At 71.8% G+C, this 24,628-nt stretch carries 17 protein-coding genes; 8 read left to right on the forward strand and 9 right to left on the reverse strand.

Features of this window, described 5'->3' with window-relative positions:
• Positions 1-164 precede the first annotated feature (164 nt).
• From DVH02_RS18190 to DVH02_RS18210, 5 genes are all read right to left on the reverse strand, one after another.
• The gene (locus tag DVH02_RS18190; RefSeq protein WP_114624873.1) at positions 165-596 is read right to left on the reverse strand and encodes a hypothetical protein; all 432 of its coding nucleotides are present in this window, start codon (positions 594-596) and stop codon (positions 165-167) included.
• Positions 597-741: 145 nt separating this feature from the next.
• Positions 742-1,902, reverse strand: a complete 1,161-nt coding sequence (locus DVH02_RS18195) for an acyl-CoA dehydrogenase family protein (RefSeq protein ID WP_199566336.1) — start codon at positions 1,900-1,902, stop codon at positions 742-744.
• Positions 1,903-1,910: 8 nt separating this feature from the next.
• Entirely contained in the window at positions 1,911-2,867 is a 957-nt protein-coding gene (locus DVH02_RS18200; protein ID WP_114624875.1) for a hydroxymethylglutaryl-CoA lyase, read from the reverse strand.
• Positions 2,864-4,963 carry an acetyl/propionyl/methylcrotonyl-CoA carboxylase subunit alpha gene (locus DVH02_RS18205; RefSeq protein ID WP_114624876.1) on the reverse strand — a complete coding sequence of 700 codons (2,100 nt, stop codon included), beginning with the start codon at positions 4,961-4,963 and terminating at the stop codon, positions 2,864-2,866. Before DVH02_RS18205 ends, DVH02_RS18200 begins: the two co-directional genes overlap by 4 nt.
• A 137-nt stretch (positions 4,964-5,100) precedes the next feature.
• Positions 5,101-6,717, reverse strand: coding sequence for a carboxyl transferase domain-containing protein (locus tag DVH02_RS18210; RefSeq protein ID WP_114624877.1), 1,617 nt, complete (start codon positions 6,715-6,717; stop codon positions 5,101-5,103).
• Positions 6,718-7,008: 291 nt separating this feature from the next.
• Here DVH02_RS18210 and DVH02_RS18215 point away from each other — a divergent pair, with 291 nt between their 5' ends.
• Positions 7,009-7,719 (forward strand): SACE_7040 family transcriptional regulator, encoded by a 711-nt coding sequence (locus tag DVH02_RS18215; protein ID WP_114624878.1) that lies wholly within the window; start codon positions 7,009-7,011, stop codon positions 7,717-7,719.
• 51 nt (positions 7,720-7,770) lie between these two features.
• On the opposite strand, the gene DVH02_RS18220 is transcribed toward DVH02_RS18215, so the two are convergent.
• Positions 7,771-8,256 (reverse strand): peroxiredoxin, encoded by a 486-nt coding sequence (locus tag DVH02_RS18220; protein WP_114624879.1) that lies wholly within the window; start codon positions 8,254-8,256, stop codon positions 7,771-7,773.
• 174 nt (positions 8,257-8,430) lie between these two features.
• On the opposite strand from DVH02_RS18220, the gene DVH02_RS18225 reads away from it, so the two are divergent.
• The gene (locus DVH02_RS18225; protein WP_114624914.1) at positions 8,431-9,210 is read left to right on the forward strand and encodes a phosphatase; all 780 of its coding nucleotides are present in this window, start codon (positions 8,431-8,433) and stop codon (positions 9,208-9,210) included.
• A gap of 200 nt (positions 9,211-9,410) precedes the next feature.
• Here DVH02_RS18225 and tesB read toward each other — a convergent pair whose 3' ends face one another.
• The 3 genes from tesB to DVH02_RS18245 all read right to left on the reverse strand — a co-directional run bounded on the left by tesB (position 9,411) and on the right by DVH02_RS18245 (position 13,976).
• On the reverse strand, positions 9,411-10,310 hold the full coding sequence (tesB, locus tag DVH02_RS18230) for an acyl-CoA thioesterase II (RefSeq protein ID WP_114624880.1): 900 nt from the start codon (positions 10,308-10,310) through the stop codon (positions 9,411-9,413).
• A gap of 9 nt (positions 10,311-10,319) precedes the next feature.
• Positions 10,320-11,477: an acyl-CoA dehydrogenase family protein gene (locus DVH02_RS18235; protein WP_114624881.1), complete on the reverse strand. Its 1,158-nt coding sequence runs from the start codon at positions 11,475-11,477 to the stop codon at positions 10,320-10,322.
• 810 nt (positions 11,478-12,287) lie between these two features.
• Positions 12,288-13,976: a PucR family transcriptional regulator gene (locus tag DVH02_RS18245; RefSeq protein WP_233518302.1), complete on the reverse strand. Its 1,689-nt coding sequence runs from the start codon at positions 13,974-13,976 to the stop codon at positions 12,288-12,290.
• A gap of 120 nt (positions 13,977-14,096) precedes the next feature.
• On the opposite strand from DVH02_RS18245, the gene DVH02_RS18250 reads away from it, so the two are divergent.
• The 6 genes from DVH02_RS18250 to DVH02_RS18280 all read left to right on the forward strand — a co-directional run bounded on the left by DVH02_RS18250 (position 14,097) and on the right by DVH02_RS18280 (position 24,541).
• Positions 14,097-15,599, forward strand: coding sequence for a sodium:solute symporter (locus tag DVH02_RS18250; protein ID WP_114624883.1), 1,503 nt, complete (start codon positions 14,097-14,099; stop codon positions 15,597-15,599).
• Positions 15,600-15,824: 225 nt separating this feature from the next.
• Positions 15,825-16,838 (forward strand): agmatinase, encoded by a 1,014-nt coding sequence (gene speB / locus DVH02_RS18255; protein ID WP_114624884.1) that lies wholly within the window; start codon positions 15,825-15,827, stop codon positions 16,836-16,838.
• Complete coding sequence (locus DVH02_RS18260; RefSeq protein ID WP_114624885.1) at positions 16,838-18,523, forward strand: thiamine pyrophosphate-binding protein; 1,686 nt, start codon at positions 16,838-16,840, stop codon at positions 18,521-18,523. The genes speB and DVH02_RS18260 overlap by 1 nt, the downstream gene beginning before the upstream one ends.
• Positions 18,524-18,848: 325 nt before the next feature.
• Complete coding sequence (locus tag DVH02_RS18265) at positions 18,849-19,784, forward strand: serine hydrolase (RefSeq protein WP_114624886.1); 936 nt, start codon at positions 18,849-18,851, stop codon at positions 19,782-19,784.
• Between the two features lie 147 nt (positions 19,785-19,931).
• Positions 19,932-23,948: an ABC transporter ATP-binding protein gene (locus tag DVH02_RS36215; protein ID WP_233518303.1), complete on the forward strand. Its 4,017-nt coding sequence runs from the start codon at positions 19,932-19,934 to the stop codon at positions 23,946-23,948.
• A 209-nt stretch (positions 23,949-24,157) separates the two neighbouring features.
• Positions 24,158-24,541 (forward strand): hypothetical protein, encoded by a 384-nt coding sequence (locus tag DVH02_RS18280; protein ID WP_233518304.1) that lies wholly within the window; start codon positions 24,158-24,160, stop codon positions 24,539-24,541.
• Positions 24,542-24,628: the final 87 nt, after the last annotated feature.

Genomic DNA, 24,628 nt, shown 5'->3' on the forward strand with positions numbered 1-24,628 from the left:
GGGGCGGGGGAGGGGGAGGTGCCGGTGGCGGTGCCGGTAGTTGCTGTGGCGGCGGGGAAGGTGGTGGCTGCGGCGGTGGCGGCGGGGACGGTAGTGGCGGCGGTGGTGGCGGCGGGCTTCACCGCGGCCGTCTGCCGGGGGGCGGTCTCAGTGATCGTCATGGGTCAGCCGACCTTCTTCGCGGTCTCGACGGCCTGGGCCGGATGGTCAGGAATCGGGGCGCACGTGTCGTACGGGAAGAGGGGCTCGGTGGTCCGTGCGGTGACCTCGCCCGCCCGGGTCTCGCCCGCCCGGGTCTCGTCCGCCCGGACCTCGCCCGCCCGGGTCTGGCCGACCCGGACCTCGCCCGCCCTGGCGGCGGTCCGTCGCTCCCGGGGCGACGCGGATCGCGGCGCGCGGTGCCGGACGGTGGCGTGCGGGGCGGCGTTCTCCCGGCTCGGGCCCTCGGAGGAACCCCGGGAGACGTGGAAGAGGCCCTGGCCGGTCGCGCCGGTCAGGACCCTGATGTGCGGCTTCGCCCCGGCCGTCCGGGGCGGCCGCTCGGCGGCCGTGCCGTCCGCGTCGGCGGTCGGGGAGGGGGCGCGGGGCTCGCGCATGGTGATCAGCTCTCCGGGCGTCCAGTTGTCCGGTCGATGGGCGGTTCGGAGGGTAGGTTAGCCTAACCTCACACGCTCGCCCAGGGGGCCTCCGACCGGTCTGCCCGACGCCGGTGGGGCGGGCGCCGGGGCGCCCGCCCGTCTCTCAGCCGGTCAGGCCCAACTCCCGCGCGATCAGCATCCGCTGGACCTCGCTCGTGCCCTCGCCGATCTCCAGGATCTTGGAGTCCCGCCACATCCTGGCCACGGGATATTCGTTCATGAAGCCGTAGCCCCCGTGGATCTGCGTGGCCTCACGGGCGTTGTCCACGGCGACCGTCGAGGAATAGAGCTTCGCGATGGCGGCCTCCTTCTTGAACGGCTCGCCCCGGGTCAGCCGCGAGGCCGCGTCCCGCCAGCCGATCCGCGCCATGTGCGCGCGCGTCTCCATGTCGGCGATCTTGAACTGGATGGCCTGGTTGGCCCCGATCGGCCGGCCGAAGGCGTGCCGCTCCTTCGCGTACGAGACGGACTCGTCCACGCATCCCTGGGCGAGCCCCGTGGCCAGCGCGGAGATCGCGATCCGGCCCTCGTCCAGGATGCGCAGGAACTGCGCGTACCCGCGCCCCTGCGCACCGAGCAGATTCGCCAGCGGGACCCGGACATCGGTGAAGGACAACTCGCGGGTGTCCGACGCGTTCCAGCCGACCTTGGAGTACGGGGCGCCGACGGTGAAGCCGGGCGTGCCGGACGGCACGATGATCGCCGAGATCTCCGGGCGGCCGTCCTCCTTGCGGCCGGTGACGGCCGTGACCGTGACCAGGCCGGTGATGTCCGTACCGGAGTTGGTGATGAAGCACTTGCTGCCGTTGATCACCCACGTGTCGCCGTCCCGCACGGCCGTGGTGCGGGTGCCGCCCGCGTCGGAGCCGCAGTCGGGCTCGGTCAGCCCGAACGCGCCGAGCTGCTCGCCCGAACACAGGCTCGGCAGCCAGGCGCGCTTCTGCTCCTCCGTACCGAAGCGGTACACCGGCATGGCGCCGAGCGATACTCCCGCCTCCAGGGTGATCGCCACCGAGGAGTCGACCCGGGCCAGCTCCTCAAGGGCGATACCGAGGGCGAGGTAGTCACCGCCCATGCCGCCGTACTCCTCGGGGAACGGCAGCCCGAACAGCCCCATTCGCCCCATCTCCCGCACGATCTCGTACGGGAACTCGTGCCGTTCGTAGTAGTCGCCGATCTTGGGCGCGACCACATCGCGGGCGAACTGCTCCACGGTGCGGCGCAGTTCTTCGTGTTCGGCGGAGAGCCGGTGGTCCAGGGACATGGCGGGGGTCACTCCTCGGGGGACTGCGCCTGATCCGGCGCCAGCGCGCGGACGGTACGGGACGGGCTGGGACGGCCCAGTCGCCCGGCCAGCCAGAGGCTGGTGGCGGTGAGCCGGCCGAGGTCGACCCCGGTGTCGACACCGAGGCCGTCGAGCATCCACACGAGGTCCTCGGTGGCGAGGTTCCCGGTGGCGCTCTTCGCGTACGGGCAGCCACCGAGGCCGCCCGCGGAGGCGTCCACGGTGGTCACCCCGTGCTGGAGGGCGACCAGGGTGTTGGCGAGGGCCTGGCCGTAGGTGTCGTGGAAGTGCACCCCGAGCGCCCCGGTCGCCACGCCGCGCTCGGCCAGCCCGGTGAGCAGAGCCGCCACATGGCCGGGGGTGGCGACGCCGATGGTGTCGCCGAGGCTCAGCTCGTCACACCCCATGTCCAGCAGGGCCCCGGCGGTCCGCACGACCTGCGCGACCGGCACCGGGCCCTCCCACGGGTCGCCGAAGCACATGGAGAGATAGCCGCGGACATGGACGCCCTCCTCGCGGGCCCGCGCGACCACCGGCGCGAACATGGCGAGCGACTCGTCCACGGACCGGTTGAGATTGGCCCGCGCGAACGACTCGGTGGCGCTGCCGAACACCGCGATCCGGCGGGCGCCGAGGGCGAGGGCGCGCTCCAGCCCGCGCGCGTTCGGCACGAGGACGGGCAGCTCGACGCCGGGCAGGTCGCCGAGCAGCGGGAAGAGGTCCTCGGCGTCGGCCAGTTGGGGCACCCACTTGGGGTGCACGAAGCTGGTCGCCTCGATGGTGGTCAGCCCGGCGTCCGCGAGCCGGTGGATGAACTCCGCCTTGACCTCGGTCGGTACGGTCGCCTTCTCGTTCTGCAGCCCGTCCCGCGCGCCCACCTCGTGGATACGGACCCGGGAGGGCAGTCCGGGCGCGGGGACGGCCATGGGCAGCCCGTCGGTCATGACCCCTCCTCCGGGACGGCGCTGGTGGCGGCGCTGGTGGTGCTGGCGCTGTGGGTGGTGCCGATGCCCCCGGGGCCGGTGGCGGCGGTGTCTCCGGGGTCGATGAGATCGGTGGCGGCAGCCGCGCCGACCGCGCCGACCGCGGCGGTCGGCGCCGGGGTGACCACGGCCAGCACCTGGTCCATGGCGACCGTCGAACCAGGCGTGACGTCCAGCTCGCTGACGGTGCCGGCGACCGGCGCGGAGATGACGTGCTCCATCTTCATCGCCTCCACGACCAGCAGGCTCTGACCGGCCGTCACCTCGTCCCCGACGGCCACCTTCACCACGGTGACGGTCCCCGGCATGGGCGCCGTCAGCGAACCGGCCCCCGCGCCCGCGGCCGCGCCGCGCAGCGCCGCCTCCACGGGGTCGTGGTCCTGGACGTGCCAGCTGTCGCCGTCCCTGCCGAGCCAGTCACCGGCCCGGTGGAAGGTGTGCGTCACCCCGTCCACGGTGACGGTGACCCGGCCGGGCCCCACCCGGAACCGGTCCTCCGGCCGCATCCGGTGAGCGACGGGTTCATGTCCCGCGATACGCAACCGGTGCGTCACCGGAAGCGGTTCGCCGCCCAGCCGCCAGCCGCTCGGTACGGAGAAGGGGTCCACCCACCCCGCGCCCGGGGCGACGGCCGGGACCGGCGCCAGCCCCGCCTGACGGACCGCGGCCGCCGCCGCGTACACCTCCGGCGGGACCGCGCCGTCCACCAGCCCCGCCGCCTCGCGCTCGACCAGCCCCGTGTCCAGGTCGCCCGCGACCACCGAGGGATGGGCCAGCAGTCGGCGCAGGAACCCCGCGTTGGTCGGGACGCCCAGGGTGACCGTCTCGGCGAGGGCCGCGCGCAGTCGGCGCAGAGCCGTCGGCCGGTCGGGCCCATGAGCGATGATCTTGGCGAGCATCGGGTCGTACCGGGAGCCGACCTCGGTGCCCTCGTCCAGCCCCGAGTCCGTCCGCACGCCCGCGCCGTCCGCCTCGCGCAGCGCCAGCACCGTACCGCCCGAGGGCAGGAAGTCGCGGGCCGGATCCTCGGCGCACAGCCGGGCCTCCACCGCGTGGCCGGTGAAGGTGATGTCGTCCTGCGCGAAGGGGAGCCGCTCCCCGGCGGCGACGCGCAGTTGCCACTCCACCAGGTCCAGGCCGGTGACCAGTTCGGTGACGGGGTGCTCGACCTGGAGGCGGGTGTTCATCTCCATGAAGAAGTACGACGCGGGGTCCCGGCCCGGGACGATGAACTCGACCGTCCCCGCGCCCGCGTACCCGCAGGAGCGCGCCGCCCGCTCCGCCGCCTCGCCCATCGCCGCCCGGGTCGCCCCGTCCAGCAGGACGGACGGCGCCTCCTCGACGACCTTCTGATGCCGGCGCTGGAGCGAGCACTCGCGCTCGCCCAGATGCACCACGTTCCCGAAGGAGTCCGCCAGGACCTGGATCTCGATATGGCGCGGGCGGTCCACCCACCGCTCCACCAGGAGGGTGTCGTCGCCGAAGGAGGAGCGCGCCTCTCGGCGGGCCGCCGCGATCTCCTCGGCCAGGACCGACTCGGAGCGCACCAGCCGCATGCCCTTGCCGCCGCCGCCCGCCGACGGCTTCAGCAGCACCGGCATCCCGAGCGCGCCCGCCGCGTCCGCCAGCTCGGCGTCGCTCAGCCCGCTGCCCGAGGAGCCGGGCACCACCGGGACCCCGGCCGCCCGTACCGATTCCTTGGCGCGGATCTTGTCGCCCATCAGCTCGATGGCGGCGGCGGGCGGCCCGATGAACACCAGCCCCGCGTCCGCGCACGCCCGCGCGAAGGCCGCGTTCTCCGCGAGGAAGCCGTAGCCGGGGTGGACCGCCTCCGCGCCCGTACGGGCGGCCGCCGCCAGCAGCCGGTCGATCGAGAGGTAGCTCTCCGACGCGGCGGCCGGGCCGATCCGGACGGCCGTGTCGGCCTCCCGCACATGCCGGGCGTCCTCGTCCGCGTCGCTGAACACCGCCACCGAGCGCACGCCCAGCTCCCGCAGCGTGCGGATGACGCGGACCGCGATCTCACCGCGGTTGGCGACCAGAACCGTGTCGAACATTCCCGCCCTCACTCTCCCGCTCCCCTGGCCCTCTCCCGCTCCAAGGCCCACTCCAAGGCCCGCTCCCTGGCTCTCTCCCTGGCTCTCTCCTGCTCCAAGGCCCTCCGCCTGGCGCTCTCCCGCTCCCATGGCCGCTCTCACATCCGGAAGACGCCGAAGCCCGGCTCACCCAGCGGGGCGTTGGCGCACGCCGTCAGGGCCAGCCCCACCACCTGCCGGGTCTCCAGCGGGTCGATCACCCCGTCGTCCCAGAGCCGCGCGGTCGCGTAGTAGGCGTTGCCCTGGGACTCGTACTGCGCGCGGATCGGGTCCTTGAAGGACTCCTCGGCCTCGGCCGGCCACTGCTCGCCGCGCCCCTCGATCTGGTCGCGCTTGACGGTCGCGAGAACGGAGGCGGCCTGCTCGCCGCCCATCACCGAGATCTTGGCGTTCGGCCACATCCACAGGAAGCGGGGGGAGTAGGCCCGGCCGCACATCGAGTAGTTGCCCGCGCCGTACGAGCCGCCGATCACGACCGTCAGCTTCGGCACGCGCGCGCAGGCCACCGCCGTGACCATCTTCGCGCCGTGCTTGGCGATGCCGCCCGCCTCGTAGTCCCGGCCGACCATGAAGCCCGAGATGTTCTGGAGGAAGAGCAGCGGGACGCCGCGCTGGTCGCACAGCTCGATGAAGTGCGCGCCCTTCTGGGCCGACTCGGAGAACAGGATGCCGTTGTTCGCGACGATCCCGACCGGATGGCCGTGGATCCGCGCGAAGCCGGTGACCAGCGTCGTACCGAACTCGGCCTTGAACTCGGCGAACCGCGAGCCGTCCACCACACGGGCGATCACCTCGCGCACGTCGTACGGCGTACGGGAGTCGACCGGCACCACCCCGTACAGCCCCGCCGGATCCGCCTTGGGCTCCTCCACCGGCTCCACGGACCAGGGCGGCGCCCCGCGCTCCGGGAGCGTGGAGACGATCGTGCGCACGATCCGCAGCGCGTGCGCGTCGTCCTCCGCGAGATGGTCGGTGACCCCCGACGTACGGGAGTGGACCTCGCCGCCGCCCAGCTCCTCCGCCGTGACGACCTCGCCCGTCGCGGCCTTCACCAGCGGCGGCCCGCCCAGGAAGATCGTCCCCTGGCCGCGCACGATCACGGCCTCGTCGCTCATCGCCGGAACGTACGCGCCGCCCGCCGTGCAGGAACCGAGCACCGCGGCGATCTGGGGGATGCCCGCGCCGGACATCCTGGCCTGGTGGTAGAAGATCCGCCCGAAGTGGTCCCGGTCGGGGAAGACCTCGTCCTGCATCGGCAGGAAGGCCCCGCCGGAGTCCACCAGATAGAGGCACGGCAGCCGGTTCTCCAGGGCGACCTCCTGGGCGCGGAGGTGCTTCTTCACCGTCAGCGGGTAATACGTGCCCCCCTTGACCGTGGCGTCATTGGCGATCACCAGGCACTCCCGGCCGCTGACCCGGCCGATCCCCGCGATCACCCCGGCGGCCGGGGCCGCCCCTCCGTACATCCCCTCCGCCGCGAGCGGTGCCAGCTCCAGGAAGGGGGAGCCGGGGTCCAGCAGCGTGTCCACCCGGTCGCGCGGCAGCAGCTTCCCGCGCGCCGTGTGCCGCGCGCGGGCCTTCTCGCCACCGCCCAGCCGCGCCGCCGCCAGCCGGGCGCGCAGCCCGTCGGCCAGCTCCTCGTGGGCCGCCTCGTTGGCCCGCCAGGAACTCGCCGCCGGATCGGCGGTGCTCGCCAGCACCGGTGCCTGCCGCATCGCTCTCCCCGCCCCTCTCTCTTTCCTTCGGTCTCTCTTCGGTTCGGTCTTTCCGCTCGGCCCTGCCCGCATGGCCTTGACCGCATGGCCGTGTCCGCTCGGCCCTGCCCGCATGGCCTTGACCGCATGGCCGTGCCTGCCCCGGCGCTGTCCGCCCGGCGCTGTCGGCCGGAGCTGTCCGCCTGGCCTGCCCGCCTGGCCGGCTCTTCCCGGCCCAGCGGAGTTAGTCATCGTTAACTTCAGTATCTCCACGTTAACGCTCGCTAACCCCGCCGTCTAGAATGATTTCCCATGAGCACCAGGACCGCGGCCCCGACCCGCCGTGAGCAGATCCTCAAACAGGCGGCGCGCCTCTTCGCCGAGCGCGGCTTCCACGGGGTCGGCGTGGACGAGATAGGGGCCGCCGTCGGTATCAGCGGGCCCGGTCTGTACCGGCACTTCCCGGGCAAGGAGGCGATGCTCGCCGAACTGCTGGTCGGCATCAGCAGCCGACTGCTGGACGGCGGAAGGCTGCGGGTGCGCGAAGCGGGCCCCGGCGGCGATCCGGCGGCCCTGCTCGCCGCGCTGATCGACGGCCATATCGACTTCGCCCTCGACGACCGCCCGCTGATCACCCTCCACGACCGCGAGCTGGACCGGCTGAGGGACAGCGACCGCAGGCTCGTGCGCCAGTTCCAGCGGCAGTACGTCGAGCTGTGGGTCACGGTCGTACGGGAGCTGTATCCGCACGTCCCGGAGGCGCGGGCGCGCGGCGCCGTCCACGCCGTCTTCGGCCTGCTGAACTCCACCCCGCGCCTCGGCCCGTACGGCGGCGGTACGCCGGGGCGCGCGGCGACCGAGTCGCTGCTGCGCCGCCTCGCCCACGGCGCGTTCGCCGCGCTTGCCGAGGACCGCGAGGACCGCGCGGACCGCGCGGACCGCCATGGCGGCGGCGGCGCGGACGGCGAGGACCGCGATGGCGGCGGCGACGGCGACCGGCGCCCCGACGGCGAAGGCGCCTGACACCGGCCTCGGCCCACGGCAGGCGCCCCCTGGAACGGGAGAGCGCTCGGCTCAGGCGGCCTTGAGCGCCGCCAGCTCGCGCGCCAGCGTCTCCACCGGCTGGAACGTCACGCCGAGCAGCGCCACGTGCTTCCAGTGCAGCGCCCCGTCGGAACCGATCAGGAACACCGACCGGCGCACCCCGATCCCACGCGCCGCGATCCCGAACGCCTGTGCGACGGACCGGTCGGTGTCGGCGAGCAGCGGAATCCGCAGATCGTATTTACGGGCGAACGCCTCGTGACTGTCGACGTCCTGCGGACTGATCCCCCACACCTCGGCTCCGAGGTCGGTGAAGGTCTCCAGACCGCTGGAGTACGAGCACAGCTGCTTGGTGCAGACGGTCGTGTCGTCGCCGGGGTAGAACGCGAGGACCAGAGGATGGCCGCCCCGTTCCGACAGGCGGTAGTCCCGCCGTACGAAGGTGTCGCCGTCGAGGACACCGCCCGGCAGGGCGAAGTCCGCCACCGGCCGGCCGAGGTCGGGTGATGCTGCCACAGGTCACTCCCAAGTCGCGCGGAACATGAGGAACTACGAGCAACGTACGGGGAGCCCGCGCACCACTCCCCAAGGGGGTATTCGGTACCGGCCACGCCGCGGATGGGCGGTACCGCGCGTCCGGCTGCCGGTACGCCCGGCGCACCGCCATCGTCTGACGGCACAATGGGCACCATGTCCATACCCAGCCGCGCCGCCCTCGTCGAGCACCTCGTCCGTACCCGAATCGCGGGAAACGTCGCCACGCCGCGCGACAACAACCTCTCCCACTACCGCAAGCTCGCCAACGGCGACCGCCACTACTGGCTGGGCCTGGAGCTGGGTGACCGCTGGACCGACGAGCAGGACGTGCTCGCCGTGATGGCCGAGAGATGCGGGGTCAGCGACGATCCGGAGCACCGGTCGGGCCAGGACACCATCGATCCCGAGCTGACCGTGGACGCGCTGGAGCGGATGGCCGCCAGGCTGCGCAAGGCCGCCTCGGGCCGGGAGAGCGTGCTGTTCGCGACCGGCCATCCTGGCGGCCTGCTCGATGTCCACCGGCAGACGGCGGACGCCCTGCGCGCGGCCGGGTGCGAGATCGTACGGATTCCGGGCGGGCTCACCGCGGACGAGGGCATGGTCTTCCAGTTCGCCGACGTCGCGATGCTGGAGCGCGGCGCGACCCTTTGGCACACTCACTCCCCGGAGCCGATGCGGGCGATCCTGGACGGTCTGGAGCGGGACGGCCGCCCCCACCCCGACCTGGTGGTCGCCGACCACGGCTGGGCGGGGTGTGCGGGCCAGCGCGGGCTGGACTCCATCGGCTACGCCGACTGCAACGACCCGGCGCTCTTCCTCGCGGAGGCGGAGGGCACGCTCCAGGTGACCGTCCCGCTGGACGACCATGTGACGGACCCGCGCTTCTACGACCCGATGACCGCGTACCTGCTGAACGAAGCCGGGCTGATCTGAGCCCCGCCACGGGCCTCGGTAGCCTCCGTAAGCCTTCACAGAGGCTGTCACGGGCACCTTCGTGAGCGCGTTCCCGGGCCCGCCCGGGTCAGCGGAAGCCGGTCGTCCGAGCCGGTCGTCCGAGTCAGTCGCAGCCGGGCGTCCGAGCCGGGCGCAGCCGGTCGTCCGAGCCGGGCGCAGCCGGGCGCAGCCGGGCGGAGTCAGTCGTCGTGCGGTTCGTGCGGTACCCGGATCACACCCTCCTGGACCACGGAGACCGCCAGCCTGCCGTCCCGCGTGAAGATCCGCGCCTGCCCCAGCCCGCGTCCACCGTGGGACGTGGGCGACATCTGGTCGTACAGCAGCCACTCGTCCGCCCGGAACGGCCGGTGGAACCACATCGCGTGGTCCAGGCTCGCGCCCACCACGTCCCCGGTCATCCAGCCGCCCCTGCCGTGGGCCAACAGCACCGGATCGAGCAGCGTCATGTCGGAGACATAGGTCGCCAGACACAGATGCAGCAGGGGATCGTCCGTGAGCTTCCCTGCGGTACGGAACCACACCCGCGAACGCGGCTCGCGTCGTTCCCCGACGCTCCCGTACGGCGGCGTGTCCACGTACCGCAGATCGACCGCCGCCCGCGCCTTCAGCAGCCGGTCCACGACGCCCTGGCCCACGACCCCGGCGTACTCCGGCAGTGACTCGGCGGCCGTCGGCAAGGTCTCAGGATCCGGCACCGCCGGCATCTCCGACTGGTGCTCCAGACCGTCCTCGTCCGTGTGGAACGACGCCGAGAGATGGAAGATCGGCTGCCCGTGCTGGATCGCGACGACCCGGCGCGAGGTGAAGGAACGGCCGTCCCTGATCCGGTCCACGGTGTAGACGATCGGCGCGTCCGGGTCGCCCGCTCTCAGGAAGTACGCGTGCAGGGAGTGCGCCGTACGGTCGGCCGCGACCGTACGGCCCGCGGCCACCAGCGCCTGGGCGGCCACCTGGCCGCCGAAGACGCGCGGGACGATCGCGGAGCGGCTCGGTCCGCGGAAGATGTCCTCCTCGATCCGCTCCAGGTCGAGCAGATCGAGGAGATCCTCAAGGGCGTCGGGACTGTCGTCGGGGGACATGACAGGCTTTTACAGCCCCATCGACTTGGCGATGATCATCTTCATGACCTCGCTGGTGCCGCCGTAGATCCGGTTGACCCGGTTGTCCGCGTACAGCCGGGCGATCGGGTACTCGTTCATGTAGCCGTAGCCGCCGTGCAGCTGGAGGCACTTGTCGATGACGCGGTGCGCGACCTCGGTGGCGAACAGCTTCGCGGAGGCGGCCTCGGCGGCCGACAGCTCGCCCAGGTCGTGCGCCTCCAGCGCACGGTCCACGACGGCCTCCGCCGCGTCCACCTCGGCCTTGCAGGCCGCCAGCTCGAACTTGGTGTTCTGGAAGGACGCGACGCTCTGCCCGAAGACGGTCCGCTCCTTCACATACGCCTGCGCGAACCTGACCGCCGCGGCAGCCTGCGCGTACGCGCCGAAGGCGATGCCGAGGCGCTCCTGCGGCAGGTTCTGGCCCAGGTACGCGAAGCCCTTGTTCTCCTCGCCGAGCAGGTCCTCGACCGGCACCTTGACGTCGGTGAACGACAGCTCGGCGGTGTCGGAGGTCCGCAGCCCCAGCTTGTCGAGCTTGCGCCCGACCGCGTATCCCGCCGACTTCGTATCCACGACCAGCAGCGATATCCCGAAACGCCGGTCCTCGGGCGATGATGCGGCGGTACGGGCGCAGACGATGACGCGGTCCGCGTGGACGCCGCCGGTGATGAACGTCTTCGCACCGTTCAGCACGTAGTGCGTGCCGTCCTCGGAGAGCTTCGCGGTGGTCTTCATCCCGGCCAGATCCGACCCGGTGCCCGGCTCGGTCATGGCGATCGCGTACATCGCCCGGCCGCTGATGAAGTCCGGCAGCCAGCGCTTCTTCTGCTCCTCGGTGGCGTACGCCTTGAGGTAGGGCAGACAGAGCGAGACATGGACGCTCGACCCGCCGAACGAGACGCCCGCGCGCGCGACTTCCTCGGAGAGGATCGCCTGGAACTTGAAGGACTCCTCGCCGGCGCCGCCGTACTCCTCGGGCACCTCGATGCCGAAGATGCCCAGCTCACCAAGGGTGTAGTAGAACTCGCGGGGCACCTGGCCCGCCGCGTACCACTCGTCGTGGACGGGGACGACCTTCGCCTCGATGAAGGCGCGGATGGTCTCCCGGAACGCCTCGTGGTCCTCGTTGTACACGGTACGGCGCACGGTGCGGTCTCCTTTGCGGCCAACCCGCCGCCGCTCTCGCGTAGGTGGTTGCTCGCCGTCGGGGTTGTTCAATGGATGGCTCAGGTTACGGATCTAAGCGCTTGCTCAGTCAAAGTTACCCGGGGGTTCGGCCAGGTGTCCAGGGTCCGACGAGGCGCGGAGCGGTTGTGCGCGCCACAGCGCGCGCGGAGCGCACTGTGGCGCGATGGGGGGCTCGGCGGGCGGCGGCGCCGGTTGATCAGGCCGTTGGCCAGGACGGAGAACTCGGCGCTGTGGCACAAAGTGAAAAGAGTTGCTGTCGGACTGGAAGTGGCCCCAGTCCGATGGTGAGGCGCGGGAAGTCGTGGTAAACGCTCTGCTGTCGAAGAGTGCGGATCGCTGAACCGAGGTGGCTCCCGCCTCGCGTCGAGCACGACCGCGTGCAGTTGGTCCCCGACCAGAGGTGGCGCGATATTCTCGTCCCACCAGGAGGGATGCTTCACCTGGTCGATGAATCCGGCCTCGCCGTTGACTTCTACCCGCGCCCCCACCGGGGCGACCGCGACCACGGTAACGTCAATTTCCTGATGATTTTGGAACGTCATTCCGGTCCTCCGAATATGGAAATCCAACTTCGATTTTGAGTTAATTCGTTGAATCGACTCAGCTTGCTCACGGGGATTTCGAACTCCAGCCGTGGGGCCCCGTTGGGTCCATTGTAGTTGTGAATCTTTACGTGCTTTTCGAATTCTTTCAGGAATGACGGTTCCATGTCGTACTTGGGACTGTGTGCGGGAGGTGGTGAGCTGACAGTGCCGCCCGCACGAGCCGTCACAACTGGCGCAGCGCGAACCACAGCTCCATCCGTACGTCGGCGTCGTCCAGGTCCGCGTCCAGCAGGGACGCGCAGCGGGCGATGCGTTGGCGGACCGTGTTGCGGTGGACGGACAGGGCGACGGCCGTACGGTCCCAGCCGCCGTGCAGGGAGAGCCAGGTGCGCAGGGTCTCGACCAGTGCGGGGGAGCCGCCGGGGCCGGTGAGGGGGGCGAGCTGCGCGCGGGCGTGCGCTGCTGCCTCGTCGGGCGCGAACAGGTCGGCGAAGCCCGCCTCGTGGTGGCGTACGAGCGGAGTACGGGTCGCCTCGGCGCGGTGCAGGGCGCGCCGCGCACGGGTGTCGGCGGTGGCGAGGTCCTCGGCGGCGGCCGGGGTGCTGACGCCGAGCGTCCAGCCCGTTCTGGCGGTGACCTCGCGGTCGGTGAGGATACGGACCGTGTCGCCGTCCGTGTCGGCCAGCGCGCTGCCCAGCGACGCCGCGAGCGCGCCCGCCGCGAAGGGGGTGCCGCCCCCGCGCGCGTGCACGACGGTCCAGGGGCCGGGACCGAGCAGGGGCGCGGCTTCGGCGGGGGCGCCGCCCAGCAGCAGCCGCACCAGCGCCGCCGAGCGGCCGGCCTCCGCCGCGCTCTGGTGGGGCGCGGTGAGCAGGGACAGCAGGACGACGGCGACGCCGGTGATGGTGTGGTCCCCGGCCTCCCGGGTCTCGGCGGCCACTCCGAGGACCAGTCCCTCGCCGCCACCGCCGAGCGCGTAGGCGGCGAGGTGGGAGCGGCCGACGGTGTCGGTCGCCGAGGTGGGGGCGGTCGCCGAGGTGGGGGCGGACGCCGAGGTGGGGAGGGCCGCCGAGGCGGGGGCGGCGTGCGGAGTGTGGCCGGTGTGAGGCGAGAGACCGGCGTGCGGAGTGTGGCCGGTGTGAGGTGAGAGACCGGCGTGCGGGACAGGGCCGGTGTGAGGTGAGAGACCGGTGTCGGGCGAGAGACCGGTGTGCGGAGCGGGACCGACGCGAGGTGCGGGACCGGTGCGCACCACCCGGGCCAGCCGGGCGAGCGCCGTGCGCGCCCCGGGCGACGGCGTGCGGCCCGTCACGTACAGCTCCGCGCCGTCCGGGGCGAACAGCACCGCGCGGCCGTTCAGCCGTACCGCCAGCTGCCGCAGGACGGCCGGTACCGGGTCGGGGCGGGCGGCGGCGAACGCCAGGCCCTGCTGCGCGTCCGTCACCCGGCGCAGTTCGCGGTGGCGCGCCTCCGCCATCAGCCGCCACACCGCGCGCGCCACCGTCGTGAACCGGGTGTGCGGCGGGACCTCCAGCAGTGGCAGACCGTGCCGGTCGCACGCCTCGATCAGCGCGGTCGGCACCGTGTCGTACACCGGCGTCACCCCGAAGCCCAGCGCGGCGGCGCCCGCCTCGACCACCCGTGCCGCGTACTCGTCGGCAGACGCGTCGGTGAGCTGCACACCGGCGGTCAGCAACAGCTCGCCGCCGAGCAGATACGGGTACGGATCGGCCATCTCCGAGGTGTGCACCCAGTGCACGGACCGCGATCCGGCGTCGTCGGGCCCGGCGATCGGGCGCAGCCCGAGGGCCCGGTCCGCGAGGAGGGCCGCCAGCGGAACCGGCGCGGTGGGCGGGACCGGCGGAGTGGGCGGGGTGGGTGGAGCGGACGGGGGCGTGGCGGGGTCCGGCATGGATGGTCCATCCATCAGCGGCGGAAAGAATGGATGAAACGTACACTTCAGCGCCGCTTTCCGGCCACCTACCGTCATGACCCACACATTGGTGAGGGGCGAAGCGGGACGGAGAAGCCCATGGCTGTCGATTACGCGGTGATCGTCGTCTATCTGGTGGGCATGCTGGCCATGGGCTGGTGGGGCATGCGCCGGGCCAAGTCCAAGAGCGATTTCCTGGTCGCGGGCCGCCGTCTGGGGCCCGCGATGTACTCCGGCACCATGGCGGCGATCGTGCTGGGCGGCGCCTCCACCATCGGCGGGGTCGGCCTCGGCTACAAGTACGGACTCTCCGGCGCCTGGATGGTCTTCACCATCGGCCTCGGGCTGCTCGCCCTCTCGGTCTTCTTCTCCGCGCGGATCGCCCGGCTGAAGGTCTACACCGTCTCCGAGATGCTCGATCTGCGCTACGGCGGCCGGGCGGGGGTCATCTCGGGCGTGGTGATGTGGGCGTACACGCTGATGCTCGCGGTCACCTCGACCATCGCCTACGCCACGATTTTCGACGTGCTGTTCGACCTGCACCGGACCGTGGCGATCATCCTGGGCGGGGCGATCGTCGTCGCGTACTCGACGCTCGGCGGCATGTGGTCGATCACGCTCACGGACATGGTGCAGTTCGTCGTCAAGACCATCGGGGTGCTGCTGCTCCTGCTGCCCATCGCGGTGGTCAAGGCGGGCGGTTTCGGCGAGATGCGGGCCAAGCTTCCGACGGAGTACTTCGCGCCGTTCGGCATCGGCGGCGAGACCATCTTTACCTATGTGCTCATCTACACCTTCGGGATGCTGATCGGACAGGACATCTGGCAGCGGGTGTTCACCGCGCGCGGGGCCAAGGTCGCGCGCTGGGGCGGCACGGTCGCCGGTACGTACTGCCTGGTGTACGCGCTGGCCGGAGCGGTGATCGGGACGGCCGCGAAGGTGCTCTACCCGAATCTGGGCAGTCAGGACGACGCGTTCGCGACCATCGTCAAGGACGAACTGCCCATCGGCGTACGGGGACTGGTGCTGGCCGCCGCCCTCGCGGCCGTGATGTCGACGTCGTCCGGCGCGCTGATCGCCTGTGCGACCGTCGCGAACAACGACATCTGGTCGAGGCTGCGGCCCCGGCGGACGTCGGCGGAGCGGCCTGGGGGCGGGGCCGGTGGTGACGAGGTCAGGGGCAACCGTCTGTTCATCCTCACCATGGGCGTCGGGGTCGTGGTCATCGCGATCGCGCTGAACAACGTCGTCGAGGCGCTGACCGTCGCGTACAACCTCCTCGTCGGCGGGCTGCTCGTACCGATCCTGGGCGGTCTGCTCTGGAAGCGCGGCACGGTGTACGGCGCGCTCGCCGCCGTGCTCGTCGGTGGTGGGGCCGTCATCGGGTTGATGGCCGGGTACGGCATCCTCGCCAACGAGCCCATCTCCTATGGACTGCTGTCCTCCCTGGTCGCTTATCTGATCGGCAGCCTGGTGACGAAGCCGACGGACGAGGCGGTGCTGGCCGAGTGGCGCCGACGGCTCGCGGGGGAGTTTTCCACAGGGGACGACGGACCGGGAGATCCCGAGAAGCCCGCTGTCAGTGGTCTGGTTCATTCTTAGCAGAGCGACTCAAAGCAGTGCGGAGCCGCACCAGAGATACCGGAACGCCGGAGACGCAACAGACGCCAGACACACCATGCACGCCAGACACACCATGCACGCCAGACACACCATGCATGCCAGGCAGACCAGGCGCATCAGATGCACTGGACACGCCAGGCGCATCAGATGCACCAGGCACACACGACACATCGGAACACCAGTGACACCCGGAGAGGCCCGACGATGAGCAGCAACGGACACGGACACGCCACCCCCGACAGCCGCCCGCGCGGTCCTGTCGACTCCTCCCGTGTCCCCAGGTACGCGGGACCGGCCACGTTCGCCAGGCTGCCCCGGCTCGACGAGGTGGGCCGCGCCGATGTGGCCGTCGTCGGCGTCCCCTTCGACTCCGGGGTCTCCTACCGGCCCGGCGCCCGCTTCGGCGGGAACGCGATCCGGGAGGCGTCGCGGCTGCTGCGTCCGTACAACCCGGCGCAGGACGCCTCGCCGTTCGCGCTCGCGCAGGTCGCGGACGCCGGGGACATCGCGGCCAACCCGTTCCATATAGAGGAGGCCGTCGAGACCGTCGAGGCGGCGGCCGACGAGCTGCTCGGGACCGGCGCCCGGCTGATGACCCTCGGCGGCGACCACACCATCGCGCTTCCGCTGCTGCGTTCGGTCGCGAAGCGGCACGGCCCGGTCGCGCTGCTCCACTTCGACGCCCATCTGGACACCTGGGACACCTACTTCGGCGCCGAATACACCCACGGCACCCCGTTCCGCCGGGCCGTCGAGGAGGGCATCCTCGACACGGAGGCCCTGTCCCACGTGGGCACGCGCGGCCCGCTGTACGGGAAGCGGGACCTGGACGACGACGCGAAGATGGGCTTCGGCATCGTCACCTCGGCCGACGTCATGCGCCGGGGTGTGGACGAGGTGGCCGACCAGCTGCGGCAGCGCATCGGGGACCGCCCGCTGTACATCTCCATCGACATCGACGTGCTGGACCCGGCGCACGCGCCCGGCACGGGCACGCCCGAGGCCGGCGGGCTGACCTCGCGCGAGCTGCTGGAGATCCTGCGTGGGCTGGCCTCCTGCCACCTCGTCTCGGCCGACCTCGTGGAGGTCGCGCCCGCGTACGATCACGCGGAGATCACCTCGGTCGCCGCCTCCCACACGGCGTACGAGCTGACGACGATCATGTCCCGCCAGATCGCGGCCGGCCGCGAGAGCGCCGACGGAAGGACAGCGGCGTAATGCACGACCACGACCACGACACCCCGCCCTTCACCCCAGAGCAGACGGCCGCCGCGCTCAACCCTCCTCCCGGCCGCACGGGCGGCGACCTCGTCGTCGAGACCCTCTACGGCCTCGGCGCCACCACCGTCTTCGGGCTGCCGGGACAGCACGCGCTCGGCATGTTCGACGCGCTGCGCCGTTCCCCCCTCGACTACGTCGGCCTGCGCGTCGAGAACAACGCGGGGTTCGCCGCCGACGCGTACGGCCGGATCACCGGCGAGGTCGCCCCGCTGCTGCTCTCCACCGGTCCCGGCGCGCTCACCGCCCTCGCCGCGCTCCAGGAGTCGGCGGCGGCCTCGGCCCCCGTCCTCGCCGTCTCCAGCCAGGTCCCGGCGGCCGGTCTCGGCGGCGGACGCCACGGCTACCTGCATGAACTCCGCGATCAGCAGGCGTCCTTCCGCGACATCGTCAAATCCGTCCACCCCGTGCGTGCCGCCTCGCAGATCCCGTCCGCGATCGCCGCCGCCTGGGAGTCCGCGCTGACCGCTCCGCACGGCCCGGTCTGGGTGGAGATCCCACAGGACGTGCTGCTTGCCGAGACCTCCCTGCCGCCCGTCACCGCCATGGACGCCACCCCGCGCGAGCTGCCGCCCCGCCCCGAGCTGACCGCCGTCGCGGCGCACGCGCTGTCGCACGCCGAGCGTCCGGTGATCGTCGCGGGCGGCGGGGTCGTACGGTCCGACGCGGCCGGCAAGCTCCGCGCGCTCGCCGAGAAGCTGGACGCGCCGGTCGTCACCACCTTCGGCGGCAAGGGCGCCTTCCCCTGGAAGCACCCGCTCTCGCTCCAGTCCTGGCTGGAGGACCGGCACACCACCGACTTCCTGGAGGCCGCCGACGTCCTGCTGGTGGTCGGCTCCGGCCTCGGCGAACTCTCCTCGAACTACCACACCTTCCGCCCGCGCGGCCGCGTCATCCAGATCGAGGCGGACCTCGGCAAGCTGGAGTCCAACCACCCCGCCCTCGGTATCCACGCCGACGCGCGGAACGCGCTGTCCGCGCTGCTGGACTCGGTCGAGGAGCGGCACGACCCGGACGCGGCCGCCTCCGTCCGTACGGTGCTGGCGAAGGTACGGGAGCGGATCGCCGCCCAGGACCTCGCGCTGGAGCGCCGGGTGCTCGCCTCGGTCCGCGAGGCGCTGCCCGCCGCGTCCCCCAGCTTCTGGGACATGACGATCCTCGCCTACTGGGCCTGGTCGGCCTGGCCGGGCCCGATGCACTCCGGCCAGGGCGCCGGCGGCCTCGGTTACGGCTTCCCTGCCGCGCTCGGCGCTGCCGCCGCCGACCGTACGAAGCCGGTGCTCGCCGTCTCGGGCGACGGCGGGGCGATGTATTCGATCGCCGAGCTGGCCACCGCCCGCCAGTACGATCTGCCGGTGACCTGGCTGATCGTGGACGACGGCGGCTATGGCATCCTGCGCGCGTACATGACCGACGCCTTCGGCGAGTCCTCCGCCGCCGAGGCGACGGAGCTGTCGCGGCCGGACTTCGTCGCGCTCGCCGAGTCCTTCGGCGTCCCGGCGGTCCGCACGACCCCGGAGGGCCTGCGCGACGACCTCGCCAAGGCGCTGGCCGCGCCGGGGCCCTCGGTCGTGGTGCTGCCCGCCGTACTCAAGATGTTCGCCCCGACCCATCTGGACGCCTGAGGGCGCGCTCCGAGCCGGTCAGCGCGGGCTCCGACGCCCGAACACGGCCGCCGCGCGCTGACGAACCTCGGCTCCGGGGCGGCTGTGGGCTCCGCCACGTCCTGGCTGTGGGCTGCGCCATAGCCTGACTGTGGACTGCGACACACCCGGTCGGCCGGTGCCGCCCGGCTGACCCGTGGCCGGACGCGGCCGTACGTGACGAATGCGGCGTTGTGTCCGGCGCCATACAACCTTTTCCGTTCCCCGTGCATCATGTCTGCGCGTGCGCCGTCAAGGGCGTACGGCTGTGACCGTAGCGCCAGACGTAACAGGGGCGGGACTCTTCATGACTGACCAGCGAATACCCCGGCGTGCCCGGGGCGTGCTCTCCGCCGCCCTCGTCGGCGCCGTACTCGTACCGCTGGCCGCGACGGCGGCACCCGCCGCCGCCGCGACCCCGTCCGTCGCCTGCACCTCGGGCAAGGCGGGCCTCGCGGCCAAGCTGTCCAAGGACATCACCGCCGCGCTCAAGGGCCGGAAGTCCACCACCGCGCTCTCCCTCCACGACCGCACCACCAACACGCGCTGCACGCTGCGCGCCACGCAGCAGTACGACTCGGCGAGTGTGGTCAAGGTCACGGTCCTGGCCACCCTGCTCTGGGACGCGCAGAAGACCGGGCGTGCCCTCACGACGAGCGAGAAGAACCTGGTCACGGCGATGATCACCAAGTCGGACAACGCGTCGACCAGCACGCTCTGGAAGCAGTTGGGCCTCACCAGGGTCAAGGGCTTCCTCAAGGCCGCGAAGATGACCCGCACCGTCCCAGGGACCGGCGGCTACTGGGGGCTGACCCAGATCACCGCCGACGACGAGAAGCAGCTGCTCTCCCTGGTGACCGCCAAGAACACCGTCCTGACCGACGCGTCGCGCGCGTACATGCTGGACCGGATGAACAAGGTCGTCCCCTCCCAGCGCTGGGGCGTCCCGGCAGGCGCCCCCACCAGCGCCAAGGTCCACCTCAAGAACGGCTGGCTCCAGCGCTCCACTCACGGCTGGCGCGTGCACAGCATCGGCGCGTTCACCGGCAAGGGCCACGACTACACGCTCTCCGTGCTCACCCACGACAACAAGACGATGAACGACGGCGTCAACACCATCCAGGCCGTCGCGAAGGCAATCCACAAGGGCCTCTACCCGACGGTCGCCAAGACCGCCGTCCCGGTCCTCACCACACCGTCCGCCTCGTACGAGTCCATGCCGCCCACCCCGGACGGGAAGTAGAGCCGCAGCCCTGGCCGCGAGACCTAGGACCGAAGGACGTAGGACCGAAGGACGGCATTTGTTGCGGAGGGATGAAATCCGCAACCACCCGCGTTGGTGCCTTCCGGCAGATCAGTGCGATCGGCCGGGGACGATCAGGAGGCATCAGTGGCGGCGGGCGAACAAGGCTGGGCACGACGGCTGACCGGATACGCGTGGCGGTACCGGCGCAATGTGGTGCTCGCCCTCGGCTCCTCGCTCGTCGGCATGGCGGTGATGGCCCTCGTACCGCTGATCACCAAGGTGGTCATCGACGACGTGATCGGCGACGGCAGCCGCTCCCTCCTCGTCTGGACCGGCCTGCTGCTCGTCGCCGCCCTCGCCGTCTACGCGGCGACCTACGTCCGCCGCTACTACGGCGGCCGGCTCGCCCTCGACGTACAGCACGACCTCCGTACGGAGATGTACGAGACGATCGGCCGCCTCGACGGCCGCCGCCAGGACACCCTGTCCACCGGACAGGTCATCGGCCGTGCCACCAGCGACCTCCAGCTCATCCAGAGCCTGCTCTTCATGTTGCCGATGACCATCGGCAACGTCCTGCTGTTCCTGATCTCGCTGGGCATCATGGCGTGGCTCTCGCCGCCGCTGACCCTGATCGCCCTGGCCGTCGCCCCCGCCGTCTGGTTCATCGCCCGCCGCAGCCGCGCCAGGCTGCACCCCGCCACCTGGTACGCGCAGGCGCAGGCCGCCACCGTCGCCGGGGTGGTGGACGGAGCGGTCTCCGGAGTCCGGGTCGTCAAGGGCTTCGGACAGGAGGAGCAGGAGACCGGCAAGCTCCGCACAGCCGGTCGCGAACTCTTCGCCGCCCGGCTGCGCACCATCAGGCTCAACTCCCGCTACACACCCGCCCTCCAGGCCGTCCCCGCGCTCGGCCAGGTCGCGATGCTGGCGCTCGGCGGCTGGCTGGCCACCCGGGGACAGATCACACTCGGCACCTTTGTCGCCTTCTCCACCTATCTGGCCCAGCTCGTCGGCCCGGTCCGGATGCTCGCCATGGTCCTGACGGTCGGCCAGCAGGCGCGCGCCGGAGTGGAGCGGGTGCTGGAGCTGATCGACACCGAGCCCACCCTCCAGGACGGGACGAAGGAGCTGCCGGCGGACGCCGAGGCGTCGGTCGAGTTCGACGACGTGGCGTTCTCCTACGAGGACGGCTCACCCGTACTCGACGGCTTCTCGCTGACGGTGAGCCCCGGCGAGACCGTCGCCGTCGTCGGCGCCTCCGGCAGCGGCAAGTCCACCGTCTCCCTCCTGCTGCCCCGCTTCTACGACGTCTCGCGCGGCGCCGTCCTCGTCGGCGGCCACGACGTGCGCGAGCTGACGCTCCACTCGCTGCGCGCCGCCATCGGACTCGTACCGGAGGACAGCTTCCTCTTCTCCGACACCATCCGCGCCAACATCGCGTACGGAAAGCCGGACGCCACCGAGGAGGAGATCCTCCGCGCCACCCGCGCCGCACGGGCGCACGAGTTCATCACCGACCTCCCCGCCGGGTACGACACGACGGTCGGCGAGCACGGCCTCACGCTCTCCGGCGGGCAGCGCCAGCGCATCGCCCTGGCGCGGGCGATCCTCACCGACCCCCGGCTGCTCGTGCTGGACGACGCCACCTCCGCCGTCGACTCCCGGGTGGAGCACGAGATCCACGACGCGCTGCGGGCGGTGATGGCCGGGCGCACCACGCTGCTCATCGCCCACCGCCGCTCCACGCTCGGCCTGGCCGACCGTATCGCGGTACTGGACGGCGGCCGGCTCTCCGACATCGGCACCCACGACGAACTGCGGGAACGGTCCGCTCTCTACCGGCGGCTGCTGACCGAGCCGGGCGAGCTGGACGGCGTCTCGCCCGGCCACACCCCGCTCGCGGCGGCGGCGCGGGACGACACGTCGAGCGAGTCGGTGGCGCAGGCCCGCGCGCTCCAGCAGGAGATGGACGCCGAGTTCGACGCCGAGCGCGGAGTGACCCCGGCCCTGTGGGGACGCGACGAGGGATGTCCTGGCGAGCGATGTCCCGGAGAACGGTATCCAGGCGAACGACGCGAGGACGGCTCCTCCGCGCCCGGCGTCGCTTCCGGAACAGCTTCCGTAGCCACTTCCGGTGCGAGCCCCGATCCCGCTTCCCGTGCCCCTTCGGGCTCCGGCTCCCCTTCGGGTTCCGGTTCCGGTTCTGGTTCCGTTTCCGGCTCCACCCCCGAGATGCTGGCCCTGGTCGAGGCGCTGCCCCCGGCCACCGACACCCCCGCCGTCGACGAGCGCCGCGCGGTCGCCGCCGAGGAGTCGTACGGGCTGCGCAGGCTGCTGCGCGGGTTCGGGCTGCCGCTGCTGCTCAGCCTGTCGCTCGTCGCCGTCGACGCGGGCGCGGGCCTCCTGCTGCCGGTCCTCATCCGGCACGGCATCGACGAGGGCGTGGAGCGCCTCGCGCTCGGCGCGGTGTGGGCGGCCGCCGCGCTGGGCCTGCTCGTCGTCTTCGTCCAGTGGGCCGCGCAGATCGGCGAGACGCGCAAGACCGGCCGTACCGGTGAGCGCGTCCTGTACGCACTGCGGCTCAAGATCTTCGCGCAGCTCCAGCGGCTCGGACTCGACTACTACGAGCGCGAGCTGACCGGGCGCATCATGACGCGGATGACGACCGACATCGACGCGCTGTCGTCGTTCCTCCAGACCGGACTCGTCACCGCGTTCGTCTCCGTCGTGACCTTCGCGGGCATCCTGGTGGTACTGGTCGTCATCGACGTACAACTGGCCCTGGTCGTCTTCGCGACACTGCCCGTGCTGATCATCGGTACGGTCTTCTTCCGTCGCAAGAGCGTCCAGGCGTACGAACTGGCCCGTGAGCGCGTCGGCGCGGTCAACGCCGATCTCCAGGAGTCCGTCTCCGGGCTGCGGATCGTGCAGGCGTTCCGGCGCGAGCAGGACGGCGCCGAGCGGTTCGCCGCCCGCAGCGACCACTACCGTGCGGCCCGGGTGCGCGGGCAGTGGCTGATCTCGGTCTACTTCCCCTTCGTCCAGCTGCTGTCCTCGGTGGCCGCCGCCGCCGTGCTGATCGTCGGCGCGGGACGGGTGGAGGCCGGCACGTTGACGACCGGCGCGCTGGTCGCCTACCTCCTCTACATCGACCTGTTCTTCGCACCCGTGCAGCAGCTCTCCCAGGTCTTCGACGGCTACCAGCAGGCGACCGTCTCGCTCGGTCGCGTGCAGGAACTGCTGCGCGAGCGCACCTCGACCCGTGCGGCGGAGAAGCCGTTGGACGTGGGATCCCTGCGCGGCGAGATCCTCTTCGAGAACGTGCACTTCGCGTACGGAAGTGACGGAAGTGACGGGAGTGCGGGGAGCGCCGGGAGCGCCGGGAGCGACGGAGGCGCGGGGAGCCAGGAGAACAGCCAGGGGAACAGCCAGGGGAACGCGGGGGGCGAGGGCAACGCGCTCACCGGGATCGACCTGCGGATCGAGGCCGGTCAGACCGTCGCCTTCGTGGGCGAGACCGGCGCGGGCAAGTCCACCCTCGTCAAACTGGTCGCGCGGTACTACGACCCGACCACCGGCCGGGTGCGGGCGGACGGTACGGACCTGCGTGAGCTGGACCTCGCCGCGTACCGCCACCGGCTCGGCGTCGTACCGCAGGAGCCGTATCTCTTCGCCGGTACGGTCCGTGACGCCATCTCCTACGGGAATCCCGAGGCGAGCGATGCCCGGGTGGAGGCGGCGGCGCGGGCGGTCGGCGCGCACGAGATGATCGCCACGCTCGACGGCGGTTATCTGCACGAGGTCGCCGAACGCGGCCGCAACCTCTCGGCGGGGCAGCGCCAGCTGATCGCCCTCGCCCGCGCCGAACTGGTCGATCCGGACATACTGCTGCTCGACGAGGCGACCGCGGCGCTGGACCTGGCGACCGAGGCGCTCGTCAACCAGGCCACCGATCGGCTGGTCGGCCGGCGTACCACCCTCGTCGTCGCGCACCGGCTGACGACCGCGGCGCGCGCCGACCGCGTCGTCGTGATGGACCACGGGCGGGTCGTGGAGGACGGTACGCACGAGGAACTGCTCGCGCTGGACGGCCGGTACGCCGCGCTGTGGCGCAGCTTCATCGGTGACGGCGAGGCCGAAGAGGCGGCTGTGGCGAGGTGAGACGGCGGTGCGCGGGCGCCGGATCCCGGAGCGGAAGAGGAAGCGTCGCAACCATCCTCCGGCCACAGGCGTCGTACGTATGTACGCAAAGAACGCCAGGGAGGGAAGCTTTGTTCGGGTGGGCTGGAACCGGAATCGGGACGGTAGCCGGATCCAGTGGCGAAGCCGGGGTCAAGACCGGAGCGAGGGCCGGGGCCGGAGCCGGGGTGGTGGCCGCGGGCAAGGGGGCGCTGGCGTACGGTTTCGCGATCCTGATCGCCGCCGGCGCCCTGGTGGCCGACCCGGGTGCTCCGGCCGCCCGCGCGGCCTCGGTCTGTTCGGGGCGACCGCTGCGGACCGTACCCTTCTCCACCGGTGAGGTGCGCGTCTACAAGGGCCGCGACTACGCCTGCGCGGTCACCGTCGCGAAGAAACCGGGCAAGAAGCGCTCCATGTCGATCAGCCTTCAGTCGCGTGGCGGCAACCCGGTGCTGGACCGTGGACAGTTCACGCGGCAGGCGGGCCCGGTCACGGTGCACGCCCTGAACCGGTGCGTGCGGGCGACCGGTTCGGTGTCGGGCACGTCCGTCTCGACCGGCTGGATACTCTGCTGAGAAACGCGCTCCAACGGCCCTGGGGACTGGCGGTCCCCCCGGTGGCCCGGTTAGGTTCACGGCGTCTGTCATGAACACAGGGAGCGT

Source organism: Streptomyces corynorhini, from assembly GCF_003346515.1.
GTDB classification, from domain to species: Bacteria; Actinomycetota; Actinomycetes; order Streptomycetales; family Streptomycetaceae; genus Streptomyces; species Streptomyces corynorhini.

Coding starts and splice junctions, on each gene's coding strand:
- DVH02_RS18200 (WP_114624875.1), bottom strand. CDS start 2,867: ATGACCGACGGGCTGCCCATGGCCGTCCCCGCGCCCGGACTGCCCTCC.
- DVH02_RS18215 (WP_114624878.1), top strand. CDS start 7,009: ATGAGCACCAGGACCGCGGCCCCGACCCGCCGTGAGCAGATCCTCAAA.
- DVH02_RS18225 (WP_114624914.1), top strand. CDS start 8,431: ATGTCCATACCCAGCCGCGCCGCCCTCGTCGAGCACCTCGTCCGTACC.
- DVH02_RS18260 (WP_114624885.1), top strand. CDS start 16,838: ATGCACGACCACGACCACGACACCCCGCCCTTCACCCCAGAGCAGACG.
- DVH02_RS18265 (WP_114624886.1), top strand. CDS start 18,849: ATGACTGACCAGCGAATACCCCGGCGTGCCCGGGGCGTGCTCTCCGCC.
- DVH02_RS18250 (WP_114624883.1), top strand. CDS start 14,097: ATGGCTGTCGATTACGCGGTGATCGTCGTCTATCTGGTGGGCATGCTG.
- speB (WP_114624884.1), top strand. CDS start 15,825: ATGAGCAGCAACGGACACGGACACGCCACCCCCGACAGCCGCCCGCGC.
- DVH02_RS18245 (WP_233518302.1), bottom strand. CDS start 13,976: ATGCCGGACCCCGCCACGCCCCCGTCCGCTCCACCCACCCCGCCCACT.
- DVH02_RS18195 (WP_199566336.1), bottom strand. CDS start 1,902: ATGTCCCTGGACCACCGGCTCTCCGCCGAACACGAAGAACTGCGCCGC.
- DVH02_RS18205 (WP_114624876.1), bottom strand. CDS start 4,963: ATGTTCGACACGGTTCTGGTCGCCAACCGCGGTGAGATCGCGGTCCGC.
- tesB (WP_114624880.1), bottom strand. CDS start 10,310: ATGTCCCCCGACGACAGTCCCGACGCCCTTGAGGATCTCCTCGATCTG.
- DVH02_RS18190 (WP_114624873.1), bottom strand. CDS start 596: ATGCGCGAGCCCCGCGCCCCCTCCCCGACCGCCGACGCGGACGGCACG.
- DVH02_RS18210 (WP_114624877.1), bottom strand. CDS start 6,717: ATGCGGCAGGCACCGGTGCTGGCGAGCACCGCCGATCCGGCGGCGAGT.